This is a genomic window from Maritimibacter sp. DP1N21-5, from assembly GCF_019218295.1.
In the GTDB taxonomy this organism is placed as follows: Bacteria; Pseudomonadota; Alphaproteobacteria; order Rhodobacterales; family Rhodobacteraceae; genus Maritimibacter.
The window spans coordinates 1,523,503-1,549,252 of sequence record NZ_JAHUZF010000006.1; the positions used below are offsets into that span (position 1 = coordinate 1,523,503).

26 protein-coding genes are annotated in these 25,750 nt (G+C 65.5%); 10 read left to right on the plus strand and 16 right to left on the minus strand.

Annotation, left to right across the window (positions count from 1 at the left end; all coding sequences use genetic code 11):
- Positions 1 to 130: 130 nt before the first annotated feature.
- The 3 genes from KJP29_RS15200 to KJP29_RS15210 all read left to right on the plus strand — a co-directional run bounded on the left by KJP29_RS15200 (position 131) and on the right by KJP29_RS15210 (position 3,127).
- Complete coding sequence (locus tag KJP29_RS15200; RefSeq protein ID WP_218464375.1) at positions 131 to 1,141, plus strand: ABC transporter substrate-binding protein; 1,011 nt, start codon at positions 131 to 133, stop codon at positions 1,139 to 1,141.
- An 85-nt stretch (positions 1,142 to 1,226) separates the two neighbouring features.
- Entirely contained in the window at positions 1,227 to 2,111 is an 885-nt protein-coding gene (locus KJP29_RS15205; protein ID WP_218464376.1) for a proline/glycine betaine ABC transporter permease, read from the plus strand.
- Positions 2,108 to 3,127 carry a glycine betaine/L-proline ABC transporter ATP-binding protein gene (locus KJP29_RS15210; protein WP_218464377.1) on the plus strand — a complete coding sequence of 340 codons (1,020 nt, stop codon included), beginning with the start codon at positions 2,108 to 2,110 and terminating at the stop codon, positions 3,125 to 3,127. The genes KJP29_RS15205 and KJP29_RS15210 overlap by 4 nt, the downstream gene beginning before the upstream one ends.
- A 152-nt stretch (positions 3,128 to 3,279) precedes the next feature.
- Here the strand turns inward: KJP29_RS15210 and KJP29_RS15215 are convergent, their stop codons facing one another.
- Both KJP29_RS15215 and KJP29_RS15220 read right to left on the minus strand, forming a co-directional pair.
- Positions 3,280 to 4,212: a methyltransferase domain-containing protein gene (locus KJP29_RS15215; protein WP_218464378.1), complete on the minus strand. Its 933-nt coding sequence runs from the start codon at positions 4,210 to 4,212 to the stop codon at positions 3,280 to 3,282.
- 137 nt (positions 4,213 to 4,349) lie between these two features.
- Positions 4,350 to 6,023, minus strand: coding sequence for an iron ABC transporter permease (locus tag KJP29_RS15220; protein WP_218464379.1), 1,674 nt, complete (start codon positions 6,021 to 6,023; stop codon positions 4,350 to 4,352).
- 86 nt (positions 6,024 to 6,109) lie between these two features.
- Between KJP29_RS15220 and KJP29_RS15225 the strand changes: the two genes are divergently transcribed.
- Complete coding sequence (locus tag KJP29_RS15225; protein WP_218464380.1) at positions 6,110 to 6,985, plus strand: hypothetical protein; 876 nt, start codon at positions 6,110 to 6,112, stop codon at positions 6,983 to 6,985.
- A gap of 63 nt (positions 6,986 to 7,048) precedes the next feature.
- On the opposite strand, the gene KJP29_RS15230 is transcribed toward KJP29_RS15225, so the two are convergent.
- A complete protein-coding gene (locus KJP29_RS15230) occupies positions 7,049 to 7,309 on the minus strand; it encodes a DUF2312 domain-containing protein (protein ID WP_218464972.1) in 261 nt (86 codons plus the stop codon).
- A 134-nt stretch (positions 7,310 to 7,443) separates the two neighbouring features.
- On the opposite strand from KJP29_RS15230, the gene KJP29_RS15235 reads away from it, so the two are divergent.
- Positions 7,444 to 7,659, plus strand: a complete 216-nt coding sequence (locus tag KJP29_RS15235; protein ID WP_218464381.1) for a hypothetical protein — start codon at positions 7,444 to 7,446, stop codon at positions 7,657 to 7,659.
- A 24-nt stretch (positions 7,660 to 7,683) separates the two neighbouring features.
- Here the strand turns inward: KJP29_RS15235 and KJP29_RS15240 are convergent, their stop codons facing one another.
- From KJP29_RS15240 to KJP29_RS15270, 7 genes are all read right to left on the minus strand, one after another.
- Entirely contained in the window at positions 7,684 to 9,762 is a 2,079-nt protein-coding gene (locus tag KJP29_RS15240) for a 3-hydroxyacyl-CoA dehydrogenase NAD-binding domain-containing protein (protein WP_218464382.1), read from the minus strand.
- A gap of 171 nt (positions 9,763 to 9,933) precedes the next feature.
- Entirely contained in the window at positions 9,934 to 10,143 is a 210-nt protein-coding gene (locus KJP29_RS15245) for a hypothetical protein (protein ID WP_218464383.1), read from the minus strand.
- Positions 10,144 to 10,246: 103 nt separating this feature from the next.
- Positions 10,247 to 10,606 carry a TraR/DksA family transcriptional regulator gene (locus KJP29_RS15250; protein ID WP_218464384.1) on the minus strand — a complete coding sequence of 120 codons (360 nt, stop codon included), beginning with the start codon at positions 10,604 to 10,606 and terminating at the stop codon, positions 10,247 to 10,249.
- Between the two features lie 122 nt (positions 10,607 to 10,728).
- Positions 10,729 to 11,856 (minus strand): FliM/FliN family flagellar motor switch protein, encoded by a 1,128-nt coding sequence (locus tag KJP29_RS15255; RefSeq protein ID WP_218464385.1) that lies wholly within the window; start codon positions 11,854 to 11,856, stop codon positions 10,729 to 10,731.
- A 55-nt stretch (positions 11,857 to 11,911) separates the two neighbouring features.
- Entirely contained in the window at positions 11,912 to 14,563 is a 2,652-nt protein-coding gene (locus KJP29_RS15260; protein WP_218464386.1) for an ATP-binding protein, read from the minus strand.
- A complete protein-coding gene (locus tag KJP29_RS15265; RefSeq protein WP_218464387.1) occupies positions 14,560 to 14,853 on the minus strand; it encodes a hypothetical protein in 294 nt (97 codons plus the stop codon). Before KJP29_RS15265 ends, KJP29_RS15260 begins: the two co-directional genes overlap by 4 nt.
- 6 nt (positions 14,854 to 14,859) lie before the next feature.
- Complete coding sequence (locus KJP29_RS15270; RefSeq protein WP_218464388.1) at positions 14,860 to 15,234, minus strand: response regulator transcription factor; 375 nt, start codon at positions 15,232 to 15,234, stop codon at positions 14,860 to 14,862.
- A gap of 219 nt (positions 15,235 to 15,453) precedes the next feature.
- Here KJP29_RS15270 and KJP29_RS15275 point away from each other — a divergent pair, with 219 nt between their 5' ends.
- The 4 genes from KJP29_RS15275 to KJP29_RS15290 are packed head-to-tail and all read left to right on the plus strand — an operon-like array spanning position 15,454 to position 19,130.
- Positions 15,454 to 16,581, plus strand: coding sequence for a DNA polymerase III subunit delta' (locus KJP29_RS15275; protein WP_218464389.1), 1,128 nt, complete (start codon positions 15,454 to 15,456; stop codon positions 16,579 to 16,581).
- A 16-nt stretch (positions 16,582 to 16,597) separates the two neighbouring features.
- On the plus strand, positions 16,598 to 17,404 hold the full coding sequence (locus tag KJP29_RS15280; protein WP_218464390.1) for a TatD family hydrolase: 807 nt from the start codon (positions 16,598 to 16,600) through the stop codon (positions 17,402 to 17,404).
- Positions 17,401 to 18,201, plus strand: a complete 801-nt coding sequence (locus KJP29_RS15285; protein WP_218464391.1) for an MBL fold metallo-hydrolase — start codon at positions 17,401 to 17,403, stop codon at positions 18,199 to 18,201. Before KJP29_RS15280 ends, KJP29_RS15285 begins: the two co-directional genes overlap by 4 nt.
- Positions 18,201 to 19,130, plus strand: a complete 930-nt coding sequence (locus KJP29_RS15290) for an AEC family transporter (RefSeq protein WP_218464392.1) — start codon at positions 18,201 to 18,203, stop codon at positions 19,128 to 19,130. Before KJP29_RS15285 ends, KJP29_RS15290 begins: the two co-directional genes overlap by 1 nt.
- Here KJP29_RS15290 and KJP29_RS15295 read toward each other — a convergent pair.
- Genes KJP29_RS15295 through KJP29_RS15305 form a run of 3 tightly spaced genes read right to left on the minus strand, consistent with a single transcriptional unit; the run spans position 19,127 to position 21,166 of the window.
- Positions 19,127 to 19,918, minus strand: coding sequence for a metal ABC transporter permease (locus KJP29_RS15295; RefSeq protein WP_218464973.1), 792 nt, complete (start codon positions 19,916 to 19,918; stop codon positions 19,127 to 19,129). The two genes, KJP29_RS15290 and KJP29_RS15295, sit on opposite strands and share 4 nt — an antisense overlap.
- Positions 19,911 to 20,681 carry a metal ABC transporter ATP-binding protein gene (locus tag KJP29_RS15300; RefSeq protein ID WP_218464393.1) on the minus strand — a complete coding sequence of 257 codons (771 nt, stop codon included), beginning with the start codon at positions 20,679 to 20,681 and terminating at the stop codon, positions 19,911 to 19,913. Before KJP29_RS15300 ends, KJP29_RS15295 begins: the two co-directional genes overlap by 8 nt.
- Entirely contained in the window at positions 20,678 to 21,166 is a 489-nt protein-coding gene (locus KJP29_RS15305; protein WP_218464394.1) for a Fur family transcriptional regulator, read from the minus strand. Before KJP29_RS15305 ends, KJP29_RS15300 begins: the two co-directional genes overlap by 4 nt.
- A gap of 144 nt (positions 21,167 to 21,310) precedes the next feature.
- Between KJP29_RS15305 and KJP29_RS15310 the strand changes: the two genes are divergently transcribed.
- On the plus strand, positions 21,311 to 22,258 hold the full coding sequence (locus KJP29_RS15310) for a zinc ABC transporter substrate-binding protein (RefSeq protein ID WP_255553629.1): 948 nt from the start codon (positions 21,311 to 21,313) through the stop codon (positions 22,256 to 22,258).
- A gap of 41 nt (positions 22,259 to 22,299) precedes the next feature.
- Here the strand turns inward: KJP29_RS15310 and KJP29_RS15315 are convergent, their stop codons facing one another.
- From KJP29_RS15315 to KJP29_RS15325, 3 genes are all read right to left on the minus strand, one after another.
- On the minus strand, positions 22,300 to 23,556 hold the full coding sequence (locus KJP29_RS15315) for a hypothetical protein (protein WP_218464395.1): 1,257 nt from the start codon (positions 23,554 to 23,556) through the stop codon (positions 22,300 to 22,302).
- Positions 23,557 to 23,751: 195 nt separating this feature from the next.
- The gene (locus tag KJP29_RS15320) at positions 23,752 to 24,945 is read right to left on the minus strand and encodes an alanine--glyoxylate aminotransferase family protein (RefSeq protein ID WP_218464396.1); all 1,194 of its coding nucleotides are present in this window, start codon (positions 24,943 to 24,945) and stop codon (positions 23,752 to 23,754) included.
- 117 nt (positions 24,946 to 25,062) lie between these two features.
- Positions 25,063 to 25,731: a glycosyltransferase gene (locus KJP29_RS15325; protein ID WP_218464397.1), complete on the minus strand. Its 669-nt coding sequence runs from the start codon at positions 25,729 to 25,731 to the stop codon at positions 25,063 to 25,065.
- Positions 25,732 to 25,750 lie beyond the last annotated feature (19 nt).

The following is a 25,750-nucleotide window of genomic DNA, read 5'->3' on the forward strand; positions in this document are numbered from 1 at the left end:
GCACCAGACGGTTACGTCTAACGGTTTACAACATCGGACCCCTATGGTCTTTTCACGACATAACAAGGTGAAAATGTCGCTTTCAGCAGATCGACATCAAGACCAGAACCCAATGCACAGGGAGAAAATCATGACAAACAGGATACTTGGCGCCGTCGCGGCGCTCGGGTTCTCCGCGACACTTGCGACTGGCGCTTGGGCGCAGGAATGCGGCGACGTCTCGATCGCCGAGATGGACTGGGCCTCGGCCGAGCTCATGGCCAATGTCGACGCGATCATCCTCGAAGAAGGCTACGGCTGTGACGTTTCGCTCATTCCGGGCGCCACGCAGACCACCTTCGCCTCGATGTCGGAGAAGGCAGAACCGGACGTGGCACCGGAGCTCTGGATCAACGCGGTGCGTGACCTGCTGAACGTCGCCAAGGACGAAGGCTCGCTCGTCGCCCTCAACGAAGGTCCGATCACGGGTCTCGGAGAAGGCTGGTGGGTGACCCCCGCGTTCGCCGCCGAACACCCGGAACTCGACACGGTCGAGAAGCTCCTCGAACACCCCGAACTCTTCCCCTACCAGGAAGACGAAAGCAAAGGCGCCTTCGTCGGCTGTCCGGCTGGCTGGGGGTGCCAACTGGTGAACGCAAACCTCTTCCGCGCCTTCGACATGGAGGAAAAGGGCTGGGTCCTCGTCGATCCGGGCTCGGCCGCAGGGCTGGACGGCTCCATGGCGAAAGCCGCCGACCGGGGCGAGCCCTGGTTCGGTTACTATTGGTCGCCCACCTCGATGATCGGGAAATACGACATGGTCATGCTGCCGTTCGAGGCCGAATTCGCGGGCCGCGAGAACTGGGACGGCTGCATCGCGCTCGCCGAACAGGACTGCATGGACCCGCAGCCCACCGCCTGGACCGTGTCCGAGGTCGAGACCGTGGTGACGGATGACTTCATGGAAAAGGGTGGCGTCGCGGCCGATTACTTCAAGGCGCGCGTGTTCCCCGGTGACGTGATGAACCAGATGCTCGTCTTCATGAACGAAAATCAGGCCACCGGCGAAGATGCCGCTTTCGAGTTCCTCGTGTCGCACGAAGATGTCTGGACCCAGTGGGTGTCGGACGACGTCGCGCAGAAGGTCAAGGACGCGCTTTGATCGCGCCTCAACCAGACTGGAAAGGCCCGCGCAACGCCGCGGGCCTTTTCGCGCTGAGCAGCATCTATCCATAAGGGGATCAGGGATGTCCTTCTTCACCGAATTTCCATCACTCGGCCGCGCGGACCTCTCCGCGATGCGGCGTTGGATCGACGGCAACTTCCGCGAGTTCACCCGGGCCACGGGGGAAGCGCTCGAGGCCTTCTTCAACCCGCTTCTTATGTTCCTCGTCTGGTTCGAGGACGTGCTTCTGGCAACGCCCTGGCCGATCATCCTTCTGATTGTCGGGGGCCTCGCCTACCTCGGGTCGCGGTCGTGGAAGATCACCCTTGGTTCGGTCGCGGCTTTCGTCGCCATCGGCTTTTTCGGCATGTGGGAGGACACGATGTCCACCCTCGCGATCATCTCGGTCGCGACGATCCTCTGCATCGCCATCGGCATCCCCATCGGCATCCTCATGTCGCGCTCGGACCGGATGCAGGCGGTCATCACCCCGATCCTCGACGTGATGCAGACGATCCCCTCCTTCGTCTACCTCATCCCCGTCGTCATGCTTCTGGGCATCGGCAAGGTCCCCGGGCTTATCGCCGTCTGCATCTATGCCATCCCGCCCATCGTGCGCCTGACGAACCTCGGCATAAGGCTCGTTGACGCCGACGTCCTCGAAGCCGCCGACGCCTTCGGCGCCTCGCCGCGCCAGAAGCTCTTCGGCGTGCAGGTGCCGCTCGCGCTGCCCAACATCTTTGCCGGCGTGAACCAGACCATCATGATGGCGCTCTCCATGGTCGTCATCGCCTCGATGATCGGTGTGCAGGGCCTTGGCGTCCCCGTGCTGCGCGCGATTTCGAACCAATACCTCGCGCTTGGCCTGATGAACGGCCTCGCCATCGTGGCGCTCGCGATCATCTTTGACCGCGTGTCACAGACCTATGGCAAACGGCTGCAGGCCTACCGGGGGAACTCGAAATGACCGAGACCACGAAAGTCCAGATCAGGAACCTCTACAAGATCTTCGGCAAGCGCCCGCAAGAGGTCCTGCCGCTGGTAAAAAAGGGCATGGGCAAGCCGGAGCTTCTCGACAAGCACAACCACGTGCTTGGGATTCAGGACGTCTCGCTCGACATCCCCGAAAAGCGCATCCAGGTCATCATGGGCCTGTCGGGGTCGGGCAAGTCCACCCTCATCCGCCACATCAACCGGCTGATCGAGCCCACCGCCGGAGAAATCCTCGTCGACGGTGAGGACGTGATGAAAATGTCGGAAGAACGGTTGCGCGACCTCCGGCGCTTCAAGATGTCGATGGTGTTTCAGAAGTTCGGCCTCCTTCCGCACCGCAAGATCGGCGAGAACGTCATGTATGGCCTCCAGATCCAGGGCGTGGACGAGGCCGAGGCGAAATCCCGCGCGGGAACATGGATCGAGCGCGTGGGTCTTTCGGGCTACGAAGAGCATTATCCCGGCCAGCTCTCCGGCGGGATGCAGCAGCGCGTGGGCCTCGCCCGTGCGCTCGCTACCGACGCCGATATCCTCCTCATGGACGAGGCCTTTTCGGCCCTCGATCCGCTCATCCGCTACGACATGCAGTCGATCCTGCTTGACCTGCAGGAGGAACTGCACAAGACGATCATCTTCATCACCCACGATCTGGACGAGGCGCTGCGCCTTGGCGAAAACATCGCCATCCTGCGCGACGGCGCGCTCATTCAGGAGGGCGACGCACAGGAGATCGTGCTCAAGCCCGCCGACGACTACATCCGCGACTTCACCAAGGACATCAACCGCGCCAAGGTGATCCGGCTTTACGGTCTGGCCGACCCGATAGCGCCCGGTTTCGCGGGCCCCACGCTCGACGGCGAAACGGTGCTGGCCGATGCGCTTCCCACGATGAACGAAGCGCCGAACGGGACCGTGGGCGTCACCGATCAGACGGGCAAGATCACCGGAACGGTCAGCCTGACCACGGCGATCCGGGCACTGCACGCGTGATCTTCACTGCTTCATAAATACTTTGGGGGGATCGAAACGGCGCAGCCGTTTCGTATGGGGGGCAACGCCCCCCCCCCGCCTTGGCCGGGACAACGTCCCGGACGAGGCTCACACAGCATGGGCGGCGCAGGCCGCCCATTCCGCCAAGAAGCTCAGGCAAAAGCCTCCGCTTCGCCCTCGCCTTCACGCCGCCCCACGCCAAGCCCCGAGGCCATGACCACCAGCGATTGGATCGGTTGTCCCCGGTCCATGCGAAGCACGATCTGGCGCAGGGCCACCTCGACGAAACCAGCCTCGGCGAGCAGCCCCGCGACATAAGCGCGGGAATGGGCGAAGCGGCGGCTTTCGCGCAGCACCACCGGCTCGGCCTCGCTCAACTCGACCGAGAACACCAACCGTCCGCCGGGCGCGAGGGAGCCCGCGCACCAACCCACCACCCGCTCGAGCGCGCCCACATAGGCAAAGACGTCCGCCGCGACGATCACGTCCCAGCGCGTTCCGCCCAGATCGAGCGCCGCAATGTCGCGCTTGTCGAGCGCGTCGTAGATCCCCTTGCCTTCGGCCTCGGCCAGCATCCGCGCCGACAGATCCCAGCCTTCGAGCCAATCCGCCTGCCCACGCAGTTCTGCCCCCATGAGCCCCGTGCCACAGCCCAGATCGAGCACCCGGCCCATCCGGCCCGTGCCAAGCTCCGCCATGATCTCCTGCGGCCCGCGGTAGGACAGGCCCTCGACGAGCGAGGCATCGAAGCGCGGCGCATATTGGTCAAAAAGCGTCTCGACAAAGGCAGCGGGCATCTGTTCGACAACCGATCCCTGCCCCGCCAGATCGCATTTGAGCGATGCGCCGAAGGGATCGGCGGGGTCCGCCGCCAGCGCCTTCTTCCAGCACGCCACCGCCCCGGTCATGTCACCCGCGCGCTCGAAATACTCGCCCAGCCGGAACCAGCCCGCAGCCCAGCCCGGCGCCTGCCCCATGGCCTCGCCCAGCACCTCGATCGCCGCGTCCAGATCGCCCAGATAGGCCATGGACTCCGCAAAGCCCGCGCGGCGATCCACGTTCAGATCGCCGGAAGGGAATATCATCCCCGTCATCCGCCATACTTTCTCAGGGACCCGCTCGATGGCCTTGGAGCCTCGCGACGGGTGACACGCGGGCACTAGAAAAGCCGTGCCGCGACCGCCCGATACGCCCGGTCCGCGCGCCTGTCAATCTGGCAAGATCAGCGGTTCGCGCGGGCCAGGAAACCGACCGCGACGAGCCCCACGAGAATGACGAGAATGGCGGCGGGCGCAGCCTGTCCGATCTGCTCGAGTGAGGCCTTTTCATAGACACGCGTCGATAGCGTGTTGTAGTTAAAGGGGCGCAAGAGGAGCGTCGCCGGAAGCTCCTTCACGCAGTCCACGAAGACGAGAAGCAGCGCGGTCCCGACGGAGCCACGGATGAGCGGCACATAGATCTCGCGCAGCGCACCTCCGGCGGTCCGCCCCAAAGACCGCGCCGCCATGGGCAGCGAGGGAGACACGCGCCCCATCGCCGCATCTGCCGCGTTCTGTGCGATGGCGAAGAACCGCACGAAATAGGCATAGACGACGGCGACGGCCGTCCCGGTCATGATCAACCCCGGGTCCCAGCCGGTCAGCGCGAGGACACCATCGGCAATCCAGTTGTCGAGAGTGGCGAGCGGGATCAGGATACCGACCGCCAGCACCGCCCCCGGTGCCGCATAGCCGATGGTGGAAACGGGCAGCACGTGGCGCGGCACACGCGACGCGGTCAGCCTTACGCCGTAGACGAGCACGAGGGCGAAGAAGACGGTGAGGATCGCAGCACTCCCCCCCACGGCCACGGTATGCCAGAGCGCCTCGAGAAGACCGGGCGCGAGCCATTCCTCCGCATTGGACAACGCGTGCCAGAGGATCACGCTCGTCGGCAGGATGAACCCGAGTGCGAAGGGAACGGTGCAGAAGAAGGTGGCGAGCCAGCCCTGCCAGCCCCCGAGGCGAATATGCGTCACCGGGCGCTGCTGGCGTTCGAGCTTGTAGAAACGGCTCTTCGAGCGGCTCACTTTCTCCAGTGCGACGAGCGCGAGCACCAGCCCGAGGATAACGAGCGCGATCTGCGCTGCGCCCCCGGCATTGCCCATCTCGAGCCAGGTGGTGAAAATCCCCGTGGTCAGCGTCTGCACGGCAAAGAAATCGACGGCGCCGAAATCCGACACGGTCTCCATCATCACGATGGCGCTGCCCGCCGCGACGGCGGGACGCACCAGCGGCAGGCCGACCCGCCAGAAGCGCCCGAAGGGTCCAGCCCCCAATGCGCGCGCGACCTCGTAGACGCCGCCGGATTGCTCGCGAAACGCAGCCCGTGCCAGCAGATAGACATAAGGCGACAGCGCAGCGGTCAGGACCATGACGGCGGCCCAGCGCGACCGGATGTCCGGGAACCAGTAGTCCCGCGCACTTTGCCAGCCCATCAGACCCCGCAGCCCGGTCTGCAAGGGCCCCGAATACTCGAGAAAATCAACGAGCGCATAGGCGCCGACATAGGCCGGGATGGCGAGGGGAAAAAGCAGCAGCCATTCGAGCCAGCGCGAGCCCGGGAACCGATACATCACGATGAGCCAGGCCGCCCCGGTGCCCACAGCCGCCGACAGAAGCGCCACCGACAACGCGAGGATCGCCGTGTTCATCAGGTAGCGCGGCAGCACCGTGGACATGAGATGCGGCCAGACGTTTTCGACCGGGTTGAACGCAAGCCAGACGATGGCGAGGATCGGACCCACGACCGCGACGCCGACGACCAGCGCACCAAGGGTCCATCCCCCGGGCCACGCCCGAAGGCGGCCGGACAGGTGTGCGCGCCGCGCTGGAACCTGAGTGTTTCCCTCAACCATGACGCCGCACTTATCCCGAAAGCGGTTTAACTGTCCAGAAATCCCGTTATATTGCGACCGGTTGATCAGAGGATAATTCGAGTACCATGCAGATTGCCTTCCATGTCGGCGCCCATTGCACGGACGAAGATCAGCTCCTGAAATCGCTTCTGAAGAACCCGAAGATCCTGCAGGACCACGGCGTCGCGGTGCCGGGCCCGTCGAAGTATCGCAAGCTTCTCACCGACGTTTTCGCCAAGCTCGACGGCGGCCGCGCGACGGAAGAAACGCAGGACGTGGTCCTCGAAGCGATGCTCGACGGTGACGACCCCGACCGGCTGGTGCTGTCGTTCGAGAATTTCATCTGTGGCTGGCGGCGGATCATCGAGGACGGGATGCTCTATCCCCTCGCCGGGGAGCGCACGAAGCGCCTTCGGGACGCCTTCCCCGATCACCAGGTCGAGTTCTTCATGGCGGTGCGGGACCCGGCGACCTTCATCCCTGCCATCGTCGCGAAGTTTCCGGAAATTGACGCGGAACAGCTCGTGAGCGAGCTGCGTCTCGAGGGGCTGATCTGGTCCGACGTGATCCGCGACATCCGCGAGGCGAACCCGGACTGTCCGGTCACGGTCTGGTGCAACGAGGACACGCCGCTCATCTGGCCCGAGGTGATGCATGACGTCACCGGGATCGACATGCGCATCCAGTTCAAGGGTGGACTCGACATCCTCGCGCAGATCATGGAGCGCGAAGGGGTGAAACGGCTTCGCGCCTATATGGCCGAACACCAGCCAGTGAGCGAGATTCAGCGGCGCCGGGTGCTGGCGGCCTTTCTCGACAAATACGCGATCGACGAGGCACTGGAAGAAGAGATCGCCCTGCCCGGCTGGACCGAGGACATCATGGCGCGGCTGAGCCGGTCCTACGAGGACGACATGCTTGAGCTCGGCCATATTCCGGGCGTCAACTTCATCACCGCCTGAGACACTGATTGCACGGCCCGCCAAGGCAGGACGCGCAGGCCCCGCCCGTGACAGGCACCCGGATCACATTCCGAGTGCTTCCTTGTACATTTCGAGGATCGCCTCTTCTTCGGCGATGTCGTCGCTGTCGCGCTTGCGCAGCGCGATGACCTTGCGCATGACCTTGGTGTCGTAACCACGCGCCTTGGCTTCGGCCATGACCTCTTTCTGCTGGTCGGCGAGGTCCTTTTTCTCCATTTCGAGCCGCTCGAAGCGTTCGATGAACTGGCGCAGCTCGTCCGCCGTGACGCGGTAGCTCGTCGGTTTGTGGTCTTCCATGTCCATCGCGTCGTCCATCACGTCCTCGTCCGAAACTGCCTTGGGTCCCTTCACCTAGCCGCCGCGCCCGCGCCGTTCAAGACCGATTTCCCCGCCAAATCCGCTTGCGGCAGCCCGCCGCGCAGGCTAGGCAGCGGCGCATGGATTGGATGATTTGGATCGGTGCGGCCATCTCGGTCGTTGGGCTTCTTGGCCTCGTCACCTCGGCGATGCGCGTCGTGCGTGCAAAGCGCGAGGGGCTGGACGACGACGCCCTGCGTACGGCCGTGAAATCCGCGATGGTCCTGAATTTCGGCGCACTGATGCTGTCGGCCTTCGGGCTGATCCTCGTGGTCGTGGGCGTGATCCTCGCCTGACTTCTCGCAAGACTTGGCGACAACCTAGCGCGCGTTCATCTTTCCGAAGCTGCCACCGATCTTGATCAGCTCCTGCCAGATTGGTTCCGGGGTCCAGAAGTCGCTCTCGGCCTCCCACGCCACCAGCGCCTTGCGCACCGCCACCGCCCCCTCCCGATCCGCCAGGGCCATGGGGCCGCCCGCCGTCCTCGGAAAACCGAGCGCAAGAAGCATCGCGGCGTCGACGTCCGACGGCCGTGTCGCGGTCCCGGACGCGATCAGGCGCGCCCCTTCGTTCGCCATGGCACGAAGGCAGCGCTGCTGGATCTCTTCCGGCTCGAAAGCGCGCGCCACGATCCCCGCGCTTTCGCGCAGGTCACGGATCATGGCAAAGACCTCTGGCGCGGCGCGGCCACCCTTTTCCCCTTCGTCATAGCGGTAGAACCCCTGACCCGACCGGCTCCCATACCAGGCGTTCTCGATCATGCGGAGCGGGATGGCCGACGCGCAATCCTCGGCTGCGAGCCCCCAGACACTGTCGAGCCCGGCCATGTCCTGCGCCTGGAGCGGACCCAACGGCATCCCGAAGCTGCGAAGTGCAGCATCGACCTCTGCCGGCATGGCCCCTTGTTCGAGTGTCAGGCAGGCGGCCGTGTAATAGGCCTGCATCATGGCATTGACGATCAGCCCGATCCGGGGCGCAACCGTGACGGGCACTTTGCCCATGGACCGGGCCAACCCCAGAAGCGTCACGATGGCGTCGGGCCGGGTCTCCGGAACACCCGCGACTTCGACCAGCCGGTTGCGGTCGGCGGGAGCGACGAAATGCATCGCGGCGAAGCGTTCCGGATGGCTGACCGCGCGGGCCAATGTCGGTATATCGCAATCGGCGGTCGAACTGGCGACGACCGCGTCGGTCATGACCACCTGTGAGAGCCGCGTGAGCGTCGCGGCCTTGCGGACCGCATTTTCAGCCAGCGCCTCGATGATCACGTCGCTGTCGGCCAGAACACGGTAGCTGTCCGACACGGTCAGGTGCATCAGGCGCGCATCGCGGTCGCGCCCCGTCATGCGGCCGGTTTCGACAGCCTGCGCAAGCACCGCCTCGATCCGGGCGCGCGCCCTTCCGATGGCCCCGTCATCCTCGAGCGCGAGCCGCACCGGAACCCCCGTGGCCAGCGCGGCAATCGCGATATCCCGCGCGAGCGGCCCGGCTCCCACGACGCCGATCCCCGCGATGGGTCGCGGCGCGACCCCGGCGAAGCGTGCCTCGCGCCCGGCGCGTCGCTCGGCCAGGAAGGCGTGGCGCAGACCCTGCGCCTCGTCCGTGTTGACGAGGTCTTCATAGGCCACCCGTTCGCGCATGAGCCCGGCCTCGAACGGCAGAAGCAAAGCGGATTCAACAAGGTCGATGGCGCGTTCGATGGCGACCGAGCGATCCGGCAACATCTTGCGCCGCGCCGACACAAGTTCGAGATAGCGGGCCGGGTCATCGAGTCCGCGCATGATCTTGCGGGTCGGGCGCGGAGCAGTGCCCTCTTCGCCCATGTTGCGAGCCGTGCCGAAAGCTGCGCGCTCGAGCCCCCGGTTCACCACCTTGTCCACCAGCCCCAGCGCCTGCGCGCGCATCGCGTCGATGGGACGGCCGGAGACAAGCAGGTCGAGCGCCGCGCGCGCGCCCGCGATCCGGGGAAGCCGCTGGGTGCCGCCGGCCGTGGGCACGAGGCCGAGCGTGATCTCGGGAAATCCGAAGTGTGCGTCGGGCAAGGCGAGACGATAGTGGCAGGCGAGCGCCAGTTCGAAGCCACCCCCGAGCGCCGTGCCGTGGATCGCCGCGACGACCGGCTTCGTGCAGGCTTCGATCCGGTCGCAAAGCTCTGAAAGCGTGGGGCGGGCCGCGGCCACGGTGAATTCCCGCACGTCTGCGCCCGCGGGGAAGGTCTTGCCCGCTGCGCCGATCACGATGGCACGGACCTCCGGATTGGCCTCGGCGGCCACGACCGCCTGCAGGAGTGCCTTGCGCACCGGCTGGACAAGCGCGTTCACGGGCACGTTGTCCACGGTGACGACCATCACGCCGTCCCGCGTTTCGATGCGGACCTTGTCGGCCGGACCGTCGTTCATGGTTCCCTCGCGGGAACCTCCGTTGCCATCGTTACCGTCCAATGTCGGTGTCCTGCACGACGAAACGTCGCCTTTTTCAATGAAATCAGCGACAGAATAGGACCGCGCACCACCCTTGGCAATGCGACCGGCCCAGTTATCCGTGGTGCCAACTTGCCGGCAAACGCCCGATCAGACCGGCAGGTTCTCGAAGGCGTCCTCGGCGTCATCTTCCGACAGCCAGGATTCGTAGACCCTGAGATGCGACGGCAGCTTCATGCCGGCTTTTTCATGCGCGGCGATCACCTGACGAAGGCGATGCTCCTGCGCGCGCCAGTTCACGGGATCTGCTGAAATTTCGTCTATCAGCCGTTCAGTGGTCTGCAAAAGTTCCGCTCTCATGTGCGATCCTCCCAGTTCGCCATCGACTCCTCCCCGCTCGGGGGCACTGAATGGTGCCCACGGGCGTCGACGGGCGGTCAGACCCGTCCAGGCCGCTACCCGCTCAACGTGCGGCGGCCGTCTTGGTTGCACAGGCCGCGCAGAACGGCGTGTGCGGCACGAGGTCGAGCCGCTCTTCGGCGATTTCGTCCCCGCAGGTCACGCAATATCCGAATTCTCCCTCATCAATACGGTCGAGAGCCGCCCGGATTCGCGCCATTTCGGCCTGCCCGGAAGCACCCATGGATTCGAGCACTTCGTCCTCTTCTCTTTCGGTCGCCAGCTCTTCCCAGTCCTTCGACTGATGGCTGTCCAATTCATCATCGATCTCGTGCAAACGCGTGTCGAGTTCCTTGAGCCGCGCCTCGAGTTTCTCGCGGAATTTCGCGACATTCGGTCCCGTATTCGCCGAGGAATCAGCCATCATCGCCTCCAGATTGTGCGTAAATCTTGTCTCTCAAGACACATGGGCCTTCTTTGACGCAGGTCAACCCGGGGCAAACACTTGCCCGATCATGGCGATCGGACCATTTGATTGATTCGCAGTCAACAAAAATTCTCCTGCGCCTGACCCAGTTCTAGGGCGGCAAGGTCCATGCTTTCATCAAGCCCGGGAAGCTCGAAGTCGTCCAGCGCCCCGAAGTCCGGAACATCCCCGGGATCCGCCAGCGGGTCGGGCAACGCTCCTTGCGTGTCGCGCGGTTGCACGAGGCTCGGACCCGCCTTGGATGCAGCAACGCCAATGGACGCCGTGCCAACCTCGGCCGTCCCGGGAAGGCCGTCGATGTCGATCCGGATGGCCCGCTGGCCCTCGCTCTGGCCAAGACGCGCATGGCAGACGAGGCCGCCGTGGATATCCTCAACGGCGACACGGGCCAGTGCCTCCGCCGGCACCGGGATCAGGTCCCCTTCGACGAGCGCCATGGCCTCTGCGAGGGTCATTTCGACACGGTGCAGCGTCGCGCGCAATTCGGCGTGCGAGGCGTTCACCTGCCCTTCGAGTGCGCGGGCGAAACCGGGGGGATCCGAACGCGCATGTCCTGTTTCCTTCATCTGCGCCGGCAGGGGGTCGAACGGAAGGACGACCTGCATCTCGCCACGCTTGGCCCCACCGGCGATATCGACGCCCACCCTGAACTGCCGGTAAGGGATATCCTCGAGCGTCATGGGAATCGCACCCGCTTCGGGGAGGGCGAGCGCATAGCGGTGTCCTTCGAGGGTCGGCGCGATATCGAGACCCGCCTCCGTTGCCTTGGTTTCCAGAAGCTCCAGCATCCGGTCGATGAAATCCGCGCACATGATCGCGTCGGTGCGGGTCGGGGTGCGCGGCGCGGCGGGTTTCGGCACCACCTTTCCCGTGGTCTGGACTTCGATCAAGGCTGCGATGACATCGGGATCGAGCAGAACGAGGCCGTAGCGCCCGGCCGGTCCTTCGACCAGGGCCATGAGACCGTGAGGCGGAACCGCTTCCACCAGCGGCTCAAGCGTAATCCGGTCTTCGGACGGTTGCCCCGCCACCACGGTCAACCCGGCCATATCCTGTGCCGCCTGCATGATGGCCGCCCGGAGGAGTTTCGTCGCGGTCGGTGCGCCGATTTCGGGCGGTGGGCGCCCTGCCCCCGCCTTGCGCCTGAGAGCGCTTGGCTTGTCGTCCGTCGTCATACTCTCTGCCATGAACGCAGTACTCCGACCGCGACAGTCGCAGCACAAGGTTTACAAAGTGTGAAGGTTAACGCGGCAGCGTCACCCGAAAGGCCGCGCCGCCCTGCCCCGGGAGATAGTCGACGGAGCCGCCGAGTTTTTCCATGATCTCCCGGCAGATGGCGAGTCCGAGTCCCGCGCCGCCTGCCTTGCGATGGTCCGACAAGCGCGAGAACTTCTCGAAGATCATCGATTGGCTTTCGGCCGGGATCCCGCTGCCATTGTCGATGAAGTCCACCTCGACCCGCCCGGCGCGTCCTCCGACCGAGATCACGAGTTTCGGCTGCGGCGCGTCACAGTATTTCCCTGCGTTGGCGATGAGGTTGATGAAGACCTGCGCAAGCCGGTCGGCGTCGGTCACAACACGAAGCTGTTCGCGCGCCGGGGCTCGCTGGATCTCGAGCCCGCCGTCGCGCCCGCGCACTGCCGACACCGCCCTGTCGATGACCTTCGCCAGATCCACCTCTTCGAAGTTCAGCGTGACCTGCCCCGCCTCGAGCACCGACAGGTCGAGAAGATCATCAAGCAGCCGGGTGAGCCGGATCGCCTCGTCCTGGATGATGCCGGAATACTTCTGGGTCTCTTCGGCCGCCATGCCGCCTTCGCGCAGAATCTCCGAGAAGGCCCGGATCGAGGTCATCGGGGTGCGCAATTCATGGCTGATCTGGCCCAGAAACGCGTCCTTCTGAATGGAAAGAGCGGTCAGTTTCTCGTTCGCCTGCTGCAACTGCCGCGCGGTTCTTGTCAGCTCCTCCGACTTCATCTCGAGCTGGTTCGAGTATTCGAGGATCTGCGCCGTTTCGTCCGCCACGGCCATGAGATCTTCGACGCTCACGCTCGCCCCGCCAACGATCTGGCTCACCATGGCGTGGGCGGTCGCCGCGCCGACGCTGCCCGAAAGCTCCCGCTCGAGCGCGCGCAGGAAATCCGGCGTCGTGTCAGGAAGATAGCCCTCCTTGCCCTGTCGCTTGGCCTCGGCCTGAAACAGCGCCTGCGCATCTGGCGCGCCCATGATGCGCTGGGTCATGACAAGGAGGTCTTCGGCCTCCGCCGCGCCCCGCGCCCAGCTTTGCGCCGTCGAGGAATGCTCGAACACGTTGACGAACTGTGCGCCCTGCAACCGTTCCAGCGGTCGGGGGAACGACGAGATCGAGGCTATGACGAAGACGGCGGTGTTCAAGACGAGCGACCAGAATGTAGCGTGGACGAGCGGGTCGAGCCCTTCGATCCCGAAAAAGGCCTGCGGCCTGAGCCAGCCCAGCCCCCAGGGCCCCTCCGCCATGAAGGCGCGCGACATCACGCCGCTGTCCCCGAACGAAGGTAGGAAAAGCGCGTAAATCCAGATCACAAAACCGACGATCAGCCCCGCTGCCGCGCCGGCCCGTGTCGCGCCGCGCCAGAACAGCCCGCCGACCATGGCCGGCACCACCTGGGACACGCCGACAAAGGCGATGAGTCCGATGGCCGCGAGCGCCTCGCCCCCGCCCGAAATCTGGTAATAAAGCCAGCCCAGACCGAGCACAGCGGCGATGGAGAGCCGGCGCGAGACGAGCACGACCTGCCGCACGTCACCGGACATGGCGGCCCCGCCCCCCCGGACCGAGAGCCACAGCGGCATGACCACATGGTTCGACACCATGGTGGACAGGGCGATGGCGGCCACGATGACCATGCTGGTGGCCGAGCTGAACCCCCCCAGGAAGGTCAGGGTCGCCAGCGCGGATTTCTTGAAGTAAAGCGGCACGGTCAGAACGAAAAGGTCCGGGTTCGACCCTTCGGGGAGCATCTGCAGCCCCACGACCGCGATGGGCACCACGAACAGGCTCATCGCCATCATGTAGAGCGGAAAGGCCCAGGACGCGGTGGCCAACTGACGCTCGTTGACGTTCTCAACCACGAGCACCTGAAACATCCGGGGCAGCGTCATGAAGGCGCAGGCCGAGAGAAAGATCATCGTCACCCAACGGCTGCCGTTCAGGTCCCACTGCGCGATCTCGGACGCCTCGATCGTCGCGGCGATGGCGCCGGGGCCGCCGGCGATACCCCAGACCACGAAGACGCCGACCGCAAGGAGCGCGACGAGCTTGACCACGGCCTCGAGCGCGATGGCGGTGACGACGCCATGATGACGCTCGTTGGCATCGAGGTTGCGCGTGCCAAAGAGCACGGTGAAGGCCGCGAGCCCGACCGCGACCCAAAAGGCCGTCGATTGCGGGTTCTCTCCCCCGGTCGCACGGGAGAACACCGAAAAGGACAGAACGACCGACTGCAACTGAAGCGCGATATAGGGCGTCGTCCCGACCACCGCGAGGATCGTGACGATCACGCCGAGAAGGTTCGACTTGCCGTATCGCGACGAGATGAGGTCCGCGATCGAGGTGATCCGCTGCGTCCGCCCGATCCGCACGAGTTTGCGCAGGATCCACCACCAGCCGACGAGGACTATGGTCGGGCCGAGATAGATCGTGGCGAACTCGAGCCCCGAGCGCGCCGCGTATCCGACCGCGCCGTAGAAGGTCCAGGCGGTGCAGTAGATCGACAGCGACAGCGTATAGACGAGGGGCGAGCGCAGCCAATTGCCACGGCCCGACCGCGCCTGCGTATCACCCCAGAAGGCCACGAGGAAAAGGATCACGACATAGCCGAGGCAGATCGCGACGAGCAGGTTGAAACCGATCATGCCTCGGGCCTGTCCGTCTCGTTCGAGCCGGGTTCGAGAGGGTCCGCGCCGACCCCGCCCGGCGAGCGGGCGAGCGCGCGGGATATCAAGGCCGTCGCAAGGATCGCCGCGAACCAGGCCGCGAAGAGGAAGATCCCGGACGAAGCCGTCGAACGGGCCATCTGCGCGGCACCGAGCAGGGGGAGAAGAAACAGGAGCAGCGCCACGATGGGAACCACGCGAATGGCGTCGATCAAACGTCGCCTGCGGTAGGTCTCGCGCGCGAGGAAGGTCGTAGGCACCCGTGTCACGCCCGCCTACCCCGCGTCGGGCGCCATGTCCCGCAGCACCGCCAGAACCTCGGCGTTGGAGAAGGGCTTGGTCATGAACCGCGTGACGCCAAGCTTGTCGGCCATCTCGCGGTCTTTTTTCTGGCCGCGCGCGGTGAGCATCAGGACCGGCAGATCCTCGGTCGTGGGATCGGCGCGCAGGTCCTGCAGGATGTCGTAGCCCGACTTTCCGGGCAGCATGACGTCGAGTATCAGGGCGTCCGGCGCATGGCGACGGATCGCGTCGAGCGCGGTTTCGCCATTCGCATGGGTGGCGACGGACCAGCCGTCGCGGCTCAGGATAAAGGAAATCGCCTCGATGATATTCGGCTCGTCCTCGATCAGCAGCACCTGTCTTGCCATGAACTCCCCCGGGGCCTTCCTCCCTCGGCCCTTTATGCGTTTATCCTCGCAAAGCCGTGATCTGTCAAAGGCCTGCGTCGGATTTTGGCCTGAACCGTTAGTCCCCTTGGTCAGTCGGCGGGGTTGTGCGGGGTCTCATGTGTCCGATTTTGCTCGTCCGGAGGAAACGTGGCGCCGAACATGCTTTTCCCTGCCAGCGATTTGGCTAGAGTGCGCCCCATGGCCGACCCAATGGACCTTCCCGAACCCGACCGCGTGCCCGGCGCGCCGCATCCGCGCGAAACGCGGCACCTGATCGGTCAGGAGGCGGCGGAGGCCGGGTTCCTTCAGGCGGTCCGGTCCGGGCGCCTGCATCACGGCTGGCTCATCAGCGGACCGCAGGGCGTCGGCAAGGCGACCTTCGCCTGGCGGATGGCACGGTTCCTGCTGGCCACGCCGCCGGACGACGGGGGCCTCTTCGGCGCGCCCGAGGCCCCGGACACCCTCGACATCGACCCGGAGCACCCGGTCATGCGCCGGTCCATGCAGCTGGCGGAACCGGGGCTCTTCCTGCTTCGGCGCGGCCCCAACGACAAGGGCGACCGCATCTCGGCGGACATTCGCGTGAACGAAGTGCGCAAGCTTCGGGATTTCTTCGGCCTGTCCGCCTCGGACGGCGGGCGTCGCGTGGTCATCGTGGACAGCGCCGACGAGCTGAACACCCAAGCGGCGAACGCGCTCCTCAAGATGCTGGAAGAACCGCCTGCGCGCGCGACGCTCCTTCTGATCTCCCACCAGCCGTCGCGGCTCCTGCCGACGATCCGGTCCCGGTGTCGCGAACTGCGGCTCTCGCCGCTCGCGCCACCGGATCTGGCGCGTGCCCTGGTCAACGCCGGGACGGAACCCGGCGCGGACGCCGAGGCGCTTGGCGAACTCGCCATGGGATCGGTCGGTGGGGCCATGCGGATCGCGCAGCTGGACGGGCTCGGGATCTACGAGGACATCGTGTCCATCTTCGCGAATGCGCCACGGTATGATCGCCCCCGCGCCATCGCACTCGCCGGGTCTGCGGCGGGACCACAGAACACCGACCGCTACGCACTCGTCCTGCATCTCATCGACCTGTTCCTGTCGCGCCTGGCCCGCAGCGGCGCCGGTCACCCGCCCCTGATCGAGGCCGCGCCGGGCGAGGCCGCGGTTCTGGCCCGCCTCAGCCCCGACGCCTGGAGCGCCCGCCGCTGGGCCGAGCGCGCGCAGGAGATTTCGGCGCGGGCGGCGCATGGCCGGGGCGTCAACCTTGACCCTCAGGCGCTCATCCTTGATATCGTCTTCAAGATCAACGAAACCGCCTCGGCGCGGGTGGCCTGATGGCTAAGACAGCTCCATGACCTATTCAGCAGACACCGACATCCCCGCCATCACGGACAGCCACTGTCACCTCGATTTCCCCGATTTCGAAGGCCAGCATGACGCGGTCATCGCCCGGGCCCGCGAGGCCGGCGTGACGCGCATGGTCACGATCTGCACGCGTCTGCGCCAAGTCCCGCAGGTTCGGGCCATCGCCGAGGCGCACCCAGAGGTGTTCTGGACCGCTGCCACGCATCCCATGTCAGCAGGTGAAGAGCCGATAGTAACGGTCGAGGAGCTGGTCAAGCTGGCGCAGCATCCGAAGTTCGTGGGCATCGGGGAAACCGGGCTGGATTACCATTACACGGCCGAGACAAAGATGCGGCAACAGGAAAGCCTGCTCGTCCACATCGAAGCCGCACGCCAGACGAAGCTTCCGCTCATCATCCATTCGCGCGACGCGGATGAGGATATGGGACGTATACTTACCGACGAACATCGGAAAGGTGAGTTCTCCTGCGTAATGCATTGTTATTCATCGGGACCTGAGCTTGCGAAGGCGTCCGTCGAACTTGGCTTCTACCTGTCGATGTCGGGCATCGCGGCCTTCCCGAAATCGCAGGAGTTGAGGGACATTTTCGCCGTCGCACCTGTGGACAGGATCCTTGTCGAGACGGACAGCCCCTACCTCGCCCCGCCGCCCCATCGCGGCAAGCGCAATGAGCCGGCCTTCGTGGCCCATACCGCGCGGGTCGGTGCCGAGCTCTTCGGCCTGGCCTATCCGGATTTCGCCGCGCAGACCCAAGCGAACTTCGAGCGCCTGTTCTGGAAGGCGACGGCATGACAGCGCTGCTACGCTTCACCATTCTGGGCTGCGGCTCGTCCGGCGGGGTGCCACGGCTGGGTGGCATCTGGGGTGACTGCGACCCTACGAATCCCAAGAACCTGCGACGACGCTGCTCGCTTCTCGTGGAACGCATGACCGACGCGGGCACCACCCGGGTCCTGATCGACACCTCGCCTGACCTGCGCAGCCAGCTTCTCGACGCGAATGTCGGAACGCTCGACGCGGTGGTCTATACCCATTCCCATGCCGATCATGTGCATGGAATCGACGACCTGCGGATGATCGTCTTCAACCTGCGCAAGAGGCTTCCGATCTGGGCCGATGGTCACACGCAGGACGCGCTTCTGTCTCGCTTTGGCTATGCTTTCGTCCAGCCGGCGGGGTCTTCCTACCCCCCGATCCTCGACATGCACACGATCGACGGCCCTTTCGAGATCGCTGGCGCCGGTGGGTCCATCCCCTTCCAGCCCTTCGAGGTCGACCACGGCAACATCGACTCGCTGGGGTTCCGCATCCATGACCTTGCCTATCTTCCCGATGTCTCGGAGATGCGTGAGGACAACTGGGAACATTTGCAGGGTCTCGACACCTGGATCCTCGATGCGTTGCGCTACAAGCCGCATCCGACGCACAGCCACCTCGAGCGATCGCTCGAATGGCTCGCCCGGTCACAGACCCGCAAGGGCGTGCTGACGAACATGCACGTGGATCTGGACTACGACCGCGTCGCCCGGGAAACCCCGGATCACATCGTTCCGGCCTTCGACGGGATGACGATCGACTACGAGTTCTGATGTCGGCGCTGATCACCGTCATCCTGCCGGTCTTCCTCGTCCTGGGGTTCGGTTATCTCGCGCGGTGGAAACTTGGGTTCACGGATCAGGCCGTCGACGGGCTGATGAAATTCGCGCAGAGCTTCGGGATCCCGGTGCTTCTTTTCCGCGCGCTCTCGACACTGGAGTTGGGCGAGTACTTCACCCTGCCCCTGATGCTCAGCTTCTATTCCGGCGCGCTGGCCGGGTTCTTCGCGGCCTTCCTTGGCGCGCGGTTCCTGTTTCGCCGCGACTGGCCGGATTGCGTGGCCATCGGCTTCGTGGGGCTCTTTTCCAACGCGGCCCTTATCGGGCTGCCGATCATGGAACGCGCCTATGGGCCAGACAGCCTCAACCCGAACTACGCGATCATCGCGATCCACGCGCCCTTCTGCTACGTGATCGGCATCACGGCGATGGAGATCGTCCGCTCCGGCGGCCAGGGAATCCTCGCGCCCGCGAAGACCATCGTCCGCATGCTGGCGAAGAACCCGATGGTGATCGGCATCGTGATCGGGCTTTCGGTTAACCTGTCAGGGATCGCGGTCCCCGCCCCCGTCGGGCAGGCCGTCAACCTCGTCGCTGCGGCCGCGCTGCCGGCCGCGCTCTTCGGGCTTGGCGGGATCCTCGTCGCCTACCGACCCGAAGGCGACCTTCGGATCGTCGCCTATGCGAGCGCGGTGTCGCTCTTCCTGCATCCGGTCGTGACCTATGGCGTCGGGCAGATGCTGGACCTTGGGACAGGTGCGCTGCGGGGTGCCGTGCTGACGGCTGCGATGGCGCCCGGCGTGAATGCCTTCCTCTTTGCCAATATGTACGGGGTCGCCAAGCGGGTCGCGGCGACGACGGTCCTCTCCGCCACCGTCGTGTCGATCCTCACCATCTGGGTCTGGCTGCACATCCTGCCCTAGGCAGCGGTGCGCCTTCGCGTGACCGACACCACAAGGAACACCAACGCGGCCACCGCGACGATGGAGGGCCCCGCCGGGGTATCCGCGAAATAGGAGGTCGCGAGCCCACCGATCGCCGCGAAGGCCCCCACCACGATGGCGCCGATCGCCATGGCCTCGGGTGTGCGGGCGAACCCGCGAGCTGCGCTGGCCGGGATGATCAGCATGGCCGCGATCAGGAGCGCCCCCACCACCTTGAGCGCGACGGCAACTACGACGGCGAGCGCGAGGGTCAGCACGAGCTGTTCGCGCGCGGGCCTGATGCCGCTGGCCACCGCAAGATCGGGCGACAGGGTCGCTGTCAGAAGTCTTGACCAGCGCCAGATGAGCAGGACGCCCACCAGCGCAGCCCCGCCCCAGATGGTGGCGAGGTCCGTTCGGGTGACGGCAAGGATGTCGCCGAAGAGAAAGGCGGAAAGGTCCACCCTCACCCCCGGCACGAAGGAAATCGCGACCAGCCCCAGCGCGAGGGCGGAATGCGACAGCACACCGAGCGTCGCATCCATCGAATGACCGCGCGTGGAAAGCCAGCTCACGATGGCGGCCATCGCCAGCGATACGATGAGCGTGCCAAGCGTGACCGGCGCGGAGAACAGGAGCGCCAGGGCCACGCCGAGGATCGCCGCATGGGCGGTCGCATCGCCGAAATAGGCCATGCGCCGCCAGACGACGAAACTCCCAAGCGGACCGGTCGCGAGGGCGAGACCGACGCCGGCGACAGCGGCGCGAAACAGGAAGTCGTCAAACATGCGGGTGCCCGTGTTCGTGGCCCTGATCTTGCCCGTGTGCATGGTCGTGGCCGTGGTCATGACTGTGGTCATGTTCATGCTGGTAAAGCGCCAGCGCACCTCCTGTCCCCGGCCCGAAGAGCGCCCGGTATTCCGGGGCGTCGCGCACGACATGGGGCGTGCCTTCACAGCAGACATGATGATTAAGACAGATCACGCGGTCCGAGGCGCTCATCACGACATGGAGGTCGTGAGAGACCATGAAGACCGCACAGCCCTTGGTGTCGCGGATACGTTCGAGCAACCGATAGAAGGCCGCCTCGCCGGGCTGGTCGAGGCCCTGCGTCGGCTCGTCGAGGATCAGAAGCTCAGGATCGTTCAGAAGGGCGCGCGCCAGCACGACTCGCTGAAGCTGTCCACCGGAGAGGGCCGAGAGCTGCTTGCCTTCGAGCCCCTGCGACCCGGTGTCGGCCAGGGCCTCTTCCACCTCCGCCCGCGACCGCCGCACCGGCAAATCGAGAAACCGCGCCACCGTCATGGGCAGGTTCGCATCGAGCGGCAGCTTCTGCGGCACGTAGCCAAGGCGCAATCCGGGCTTGCGCGTGACCGTTCCGCGCTCGGGGCGGGTCAGCCCGATCAGGGTCTTGACCAGACTGGATTTCCCCGACCCGTTGGGACCGACGAGGGTCACGATCTCGCCGGGCTCGACCGCAAGGGAGACGCCATCAAGAACCAGCTGCTCGCCATGCGACAGGCTGATGTCGTTGGCCGCGATCAGGCTCATGCGCGGGCCTCTCGGCAGGCGGGACAAAGACCCAGCGCCTCAACGTTGGCGCGTTCCACCTCGAAGCCGATCGACGCGGCGGCTGCATCGAGCGCGGCCCGGACCCGCGCGCCGCCCGCCTCGGCGACGGCGTCGCAGGCCGCACAGATCAGGAAGACGGGCGCATGCTTGCGGGCGGGATGGATGCAGGCGGTGAAGGCATTGAGCCGACGGATGCGATGCGCAAGCCCCTGCTCCACCAGGAAATCGAGGGCCCGGTAGGCGACCGGCGGCTGCGTGCCGAACCCGGCCTTGCCCAGCTTCTCCAGAACCTCATAGGCCCCCATGGCGCGGTGATCGGCCAGCAGGATCTCGAGCGTGGCGCGGCGCACGGGGGTAAGTTTCACCCCGGCTTCGGCGCAGGCCGCCTCTGCCTGGCCAAGCAGGTCGACGGTGCAGGCCGCATGGTCGTGTTCGTGAAACGCGAGCATCGGATCAGACGTCATGTGTCGAGCCTTCCATCAAGTTCGGGTAGCCGGCCGTCCGGAGTTTTCCGCCGGGCCCGCGTTTTCGGGATTGCAGACGGCAATGTTATGATATTACGTTACTGCCGAATTGTGATACTATAACGAGACCAAAAGGACAAGCCGTTGCGACTTACCCTCCTCCCTCCTCTCTTTGCCATCATGGCCACACCTGTCTTTGCCGATGCCCCGCGCGTCGTCACCGATATCGCCCCGGTTCATTCGCTGGTTTCTCAGGTGATGGCCGGTGTCGCCGAGCCCCAGTTGCTGCTCGACGGGTCCGCTGACCCACATTCGGTCCAGTTGAAACCCAGTCAGGCCCGGGGTCTGACCGAGGCCGATCTGGTGATCTGGATGGGCGAGGACCTCGAGCCATGGCTGGCCCGGCTGGTCGCCAACCTGTCGGAAGGTCAGAGCATCGAGCTTCTGGAGCATCCATCGACCCATCTGCGCAGTTTGGCCGAAGCGCATGACGGCACGGCAGATCACGATGATCACGACGATCATACCGAGGAGGCCGACCACGACGACCACGCGCACGAACACGAGCACGATGGCGCCGACCCCCATGCCTGGCTCGCCCCGGAGAACGCGGCGGCCTGGGTCAAGGTCATCGCCGAGGAACTGGCCAGGCGCGATGCAGAGAACGCCGATACCTACCGCGCCAATGCCGACACCGCCGTGGCCGCCATCGAGGCGCAGGCGACCGAGATCACCACTCGGCTCGCCCCCTATGAGGGGGCCGAGATCATCACCTTCCATGATGCCTTCGGCTACTTCACCGACGCCTTCGGGATCGAGGTGCTTGGCAGCGTGCGACCGAGCGATGCCTCGTCGCCCTCGGCGGCGGCGGTGGACGCGCTGCGAATGGCCGTGGAGGAACAGGGCGTGTCCTGTGCCTTCGCCGAACCGAACCACGACCCGGCCTTGCTTGAGGCCCTGGCGTCGGAAACCGGCCTCACGCTAGGAACTCTTGACGCGACCGGAGCGCTCGTGCCGGCGGGACCGGGGCTCTATGCGGCGCTGATCGAGAACCTCGCAACGTCGCTCGAGACCTGCCTTTCGGGGAACTGACCTCTGACCGGCACCGGGGCCGCCTCGGTGCCGGTCAGGCCTCAGAACCGGCCCTTGGCGTGGGGCGACGCCCAGGTGAGCCAGATCGCCGCTGTCCAGGTGAAGGCCCCGCCTCCGGCCGAGGCCCCATCCACCGGCGAGAAATACTCGTAGAACCCATGTTCGGCGATCAGTCTCTGGGTGTCCTTGCGGATCCGCTCGGCCAGCACGGTGTGCCCGGTTTCCGCCAGCCCGATCCCGATCAGCGAATTCATCATCCCCCAGACCGGCCCCCGCCAGTATTTGAACCGATCGAACTTCGGGTCTTCCGGGTCGAGTGACGGGATGCCGAAGGCGACCTGATCGAGAATACGGTGCAGGTGTTTGAGCTGCCGGTCGTCCCGGATCCCCGCGAACCAATTGAGGAAACTGGCCGACGAGAGCGTGTTGGTGAAGGCCCCGGTGCGCAGGTTCACGCTGTCATAGAACCCCCGCGCCTCGTTCCAATGCGCCTTCACCCCCTGCTTCAAGGTCTGGATCCAGCCCTCGATCTCGTCCGTGCCGTGATCGAACTCGGCCGCGATGTGCAGGAGGTCACGGCATGCGCGCAGAAAAAGGAACGTCATGCCGACATCGGCGACACGGAAGGGGCTCACCTCGGCGATCTTGGCCTCGTCCCAACCGGCCTTCTGGCTCAATTGCACAAGTGCGACGTAGCGGTCGTAGTCGAGCTTGGTCGGTCGCATCGATGGGTCAATGTGATCGGTGTCGGAGCGGTGGTAGTCTCCCACCTCGCTGATATCGACATTGGTAAGGGCTGCGTCCCAGTCAGGCGCGTTGTCACGCCCGCTTTCCCAAGGATGGGTGATCGCGACCATGCCGTTCTCGACCCGGTTCTGCATCCACCAGCGATGCCAGCTGACGAGCCGGCCATAGAGCAATTCCATATGAATTCGGCCATAGCGCTTGTCGGCCTCATAAACGGCGCGCGCCATGGTGGCGGCGATGGGCGGCTGGCTGATCCCCGAGGTGTGCGGCACGCGCGGGATGCGCCAGACGTCGGGGCCGGGGAAATAGCCGAAGGCCTGTTTGTGAAAAACGATATGCGGCACCATGCCGGTATCCCACTGACCCTGAAACAGCGTTTCAAGCTCGGCCCAGGCGCGTTTGGGGTCGTAACTCGCGAAGCCCCAAGCGGCGAAGGCCGAGTCCCAGTTCCATTGATAGGGGTAAAGGCCTTTGGTCGGCACGGTATAAAGCCCGCGATCATTGGCCTCCATTACCTTTCGGGCCTTGCGGTCGATCTTGTCGTAATTCATGGCACATCCGCGCGTCGGTTGGTTCAGGCTTGAAGGAACAGCCCTCACGCGCAACCCCTGCCTCCGATTTCTATGCGCAAGGCCAATGGGTTGCAAATTCGCGGCCCTCTCGCGCCTGCGCCCTCTCCCATTTGCACAAAAAACGGGCGCAGCGAGAGCCGCACCCTTTCGTCGTTTCAGACCCGCGCGGGCCGGTCAGCGCCCGGCAATCACCCGCGCTGCCGCCGCGACCGCTCCCGCCCCGTGCGGGATGTCGAGCGCGGCCATCCCCGCTTCGATCACCCCGAGCGCGCCCAGGACCATATGGGCATTCACATGCCCCATGTGGCCGATGCGGAAATAGTCGTCACCGCCCGGATCCGCCTCGGTGTTCATGCCGAGCGAGATGCCCAGCGTGAGGCCCGCGTTCCCCTCGACCCAGCGGCGCAGCCGCAGCCCGTTGCCATTCCCGATCCTGACGCAGGAGACGGCGCGGGACCGGTCGGCCGGGTCGGCGATGTTCATCGCCATCTCAACGTCCTGCCCCCAGGCGGCCACCGCCGCCCAGACGGCATGTGCCAGCCGGTCGTGACGGGCCCAGACCGCCTCGACCCCGCCTTCCTCGCCTATCATGTTCAGCGCCTCGCGCAGCCCCAGAAGATGATGGGTGGGCGCGGTGCCGCCAAAGAACTGGTAGAAGAAATCAGGCGCCGAACGGGGGCCCCAGTCCCAGTAGTAGCTGACCGAACGCACACTCGCCGCACGCGCCTTGTCGTTGAAGAAGACGAAGCCCAGACCCGGCGGCGTCATCAGCCCCTTCTGGCTGGCGGCCACCATCACATCGACGCCCCAGGCGTCCATCTCGAACCGGTCGCAGCCCAGAGAGGCGATGCAATCGACCATGAAGAGCGCCGGGTGCCCGACCGCGTTGATAGCGGCGCGAATGGCCGGAATATCGTTCAGAACGCTGGTCGCGGTGTCGACGTGAACGCAGAGCACCGCCTTGATCCGGTGGTCGCTATCGGCCTTCAACGCCGCCTCGACCTGTGCCGGATCGACCGGAGACTGACGGCCGAACTCGATCACCTCGACCTCGACGCCCAGCCGCGCGCAGATCATCCCCCAGAGCGCCGCGAAGCGCCCGGTCGAGAGCACCAGCGCCTTGTCGCCGGGCCCGAGGACATTCATCGCCGCCGCTTCCCAGGCGCCATGACCGTTCGCGATATAGATCGCCACATCGCCCGCCGTCCGCGCCACGGCCTTCAGGTCCGGTACCATCGCGTGCACCATGTCGACCAGCGCGCCCTCGTAGATGTTGGGGGCCGACACATGCATCGCGTTCAACACCCGCTCGGGGCTGACCGAGGGTCCGGGAATGGCAAGATAGGTGCGGCCTTGGGAAAGCGTCATGCGGGGCTCCTGATGTCTGGGATCAAAGCGGTAGGCGCGGCGCGGCGAGGCGTCAATCGGCCCCGCTGCACAGATACAGTGACCTTCCGCTGCCGGATGCACAGCGCGCGGTGAGGCTCAGGGATACCTTCGGGCGAGCTTGTGCGGATCGGCACCGGCAAGGAACCGGACCTGCCGCAGAAGATTGCCGCTGCCCTGCGCGATCCAGCGCCCCTCGTAGCGGTCCCATCCGGTCTCGATCCAGCCCTCCAGAGGCTTTGCGCGCGGCAAGGCGCGCACAAGGGCCATGTCCTCCATCAGTGGCTGATCGGGATATCCGCCCGTCCGGTCGTAATCGGCCCGCGACACGAGGAGCCCCTGATCGCCGAAGGGCAGGCCCAGCCTCTTGGCCCTCAGGTTCGCCCAAGCCGCCGTCAGTCGCGGTCCGAAGCCGCGCGCCCGGAACCGAAGGGGGAAATATCCCGGCCCGCCCCGCGCCATGCCGCGTTCGACCGCCTCGACCCAGCCGGGTCCCGGAACGCTGTCGGCATGGAGCACCAAAAGCCAGTCGCCCGAACTCGCCGCGACACCGCGCCGAAGCTGGCCGCCCCGGCCGGCCTCCCCCGCTAAGAGCCGTGCGCCGACTTCCTGCGCGATATGCTGCGTTGCGTCGGACGAGCCACCGTCCGACACCACCAGTTCCCGGACGATCCCCGCCTCGACCCCCTCCATCAAGGCGATGAGAACGGCGGGCAAGGTGGCCTCGGCATCGAGGGTCGGAATGACGATGGACAGGGCGGCGCGCATGGTCTGTGCGTCTCTCACG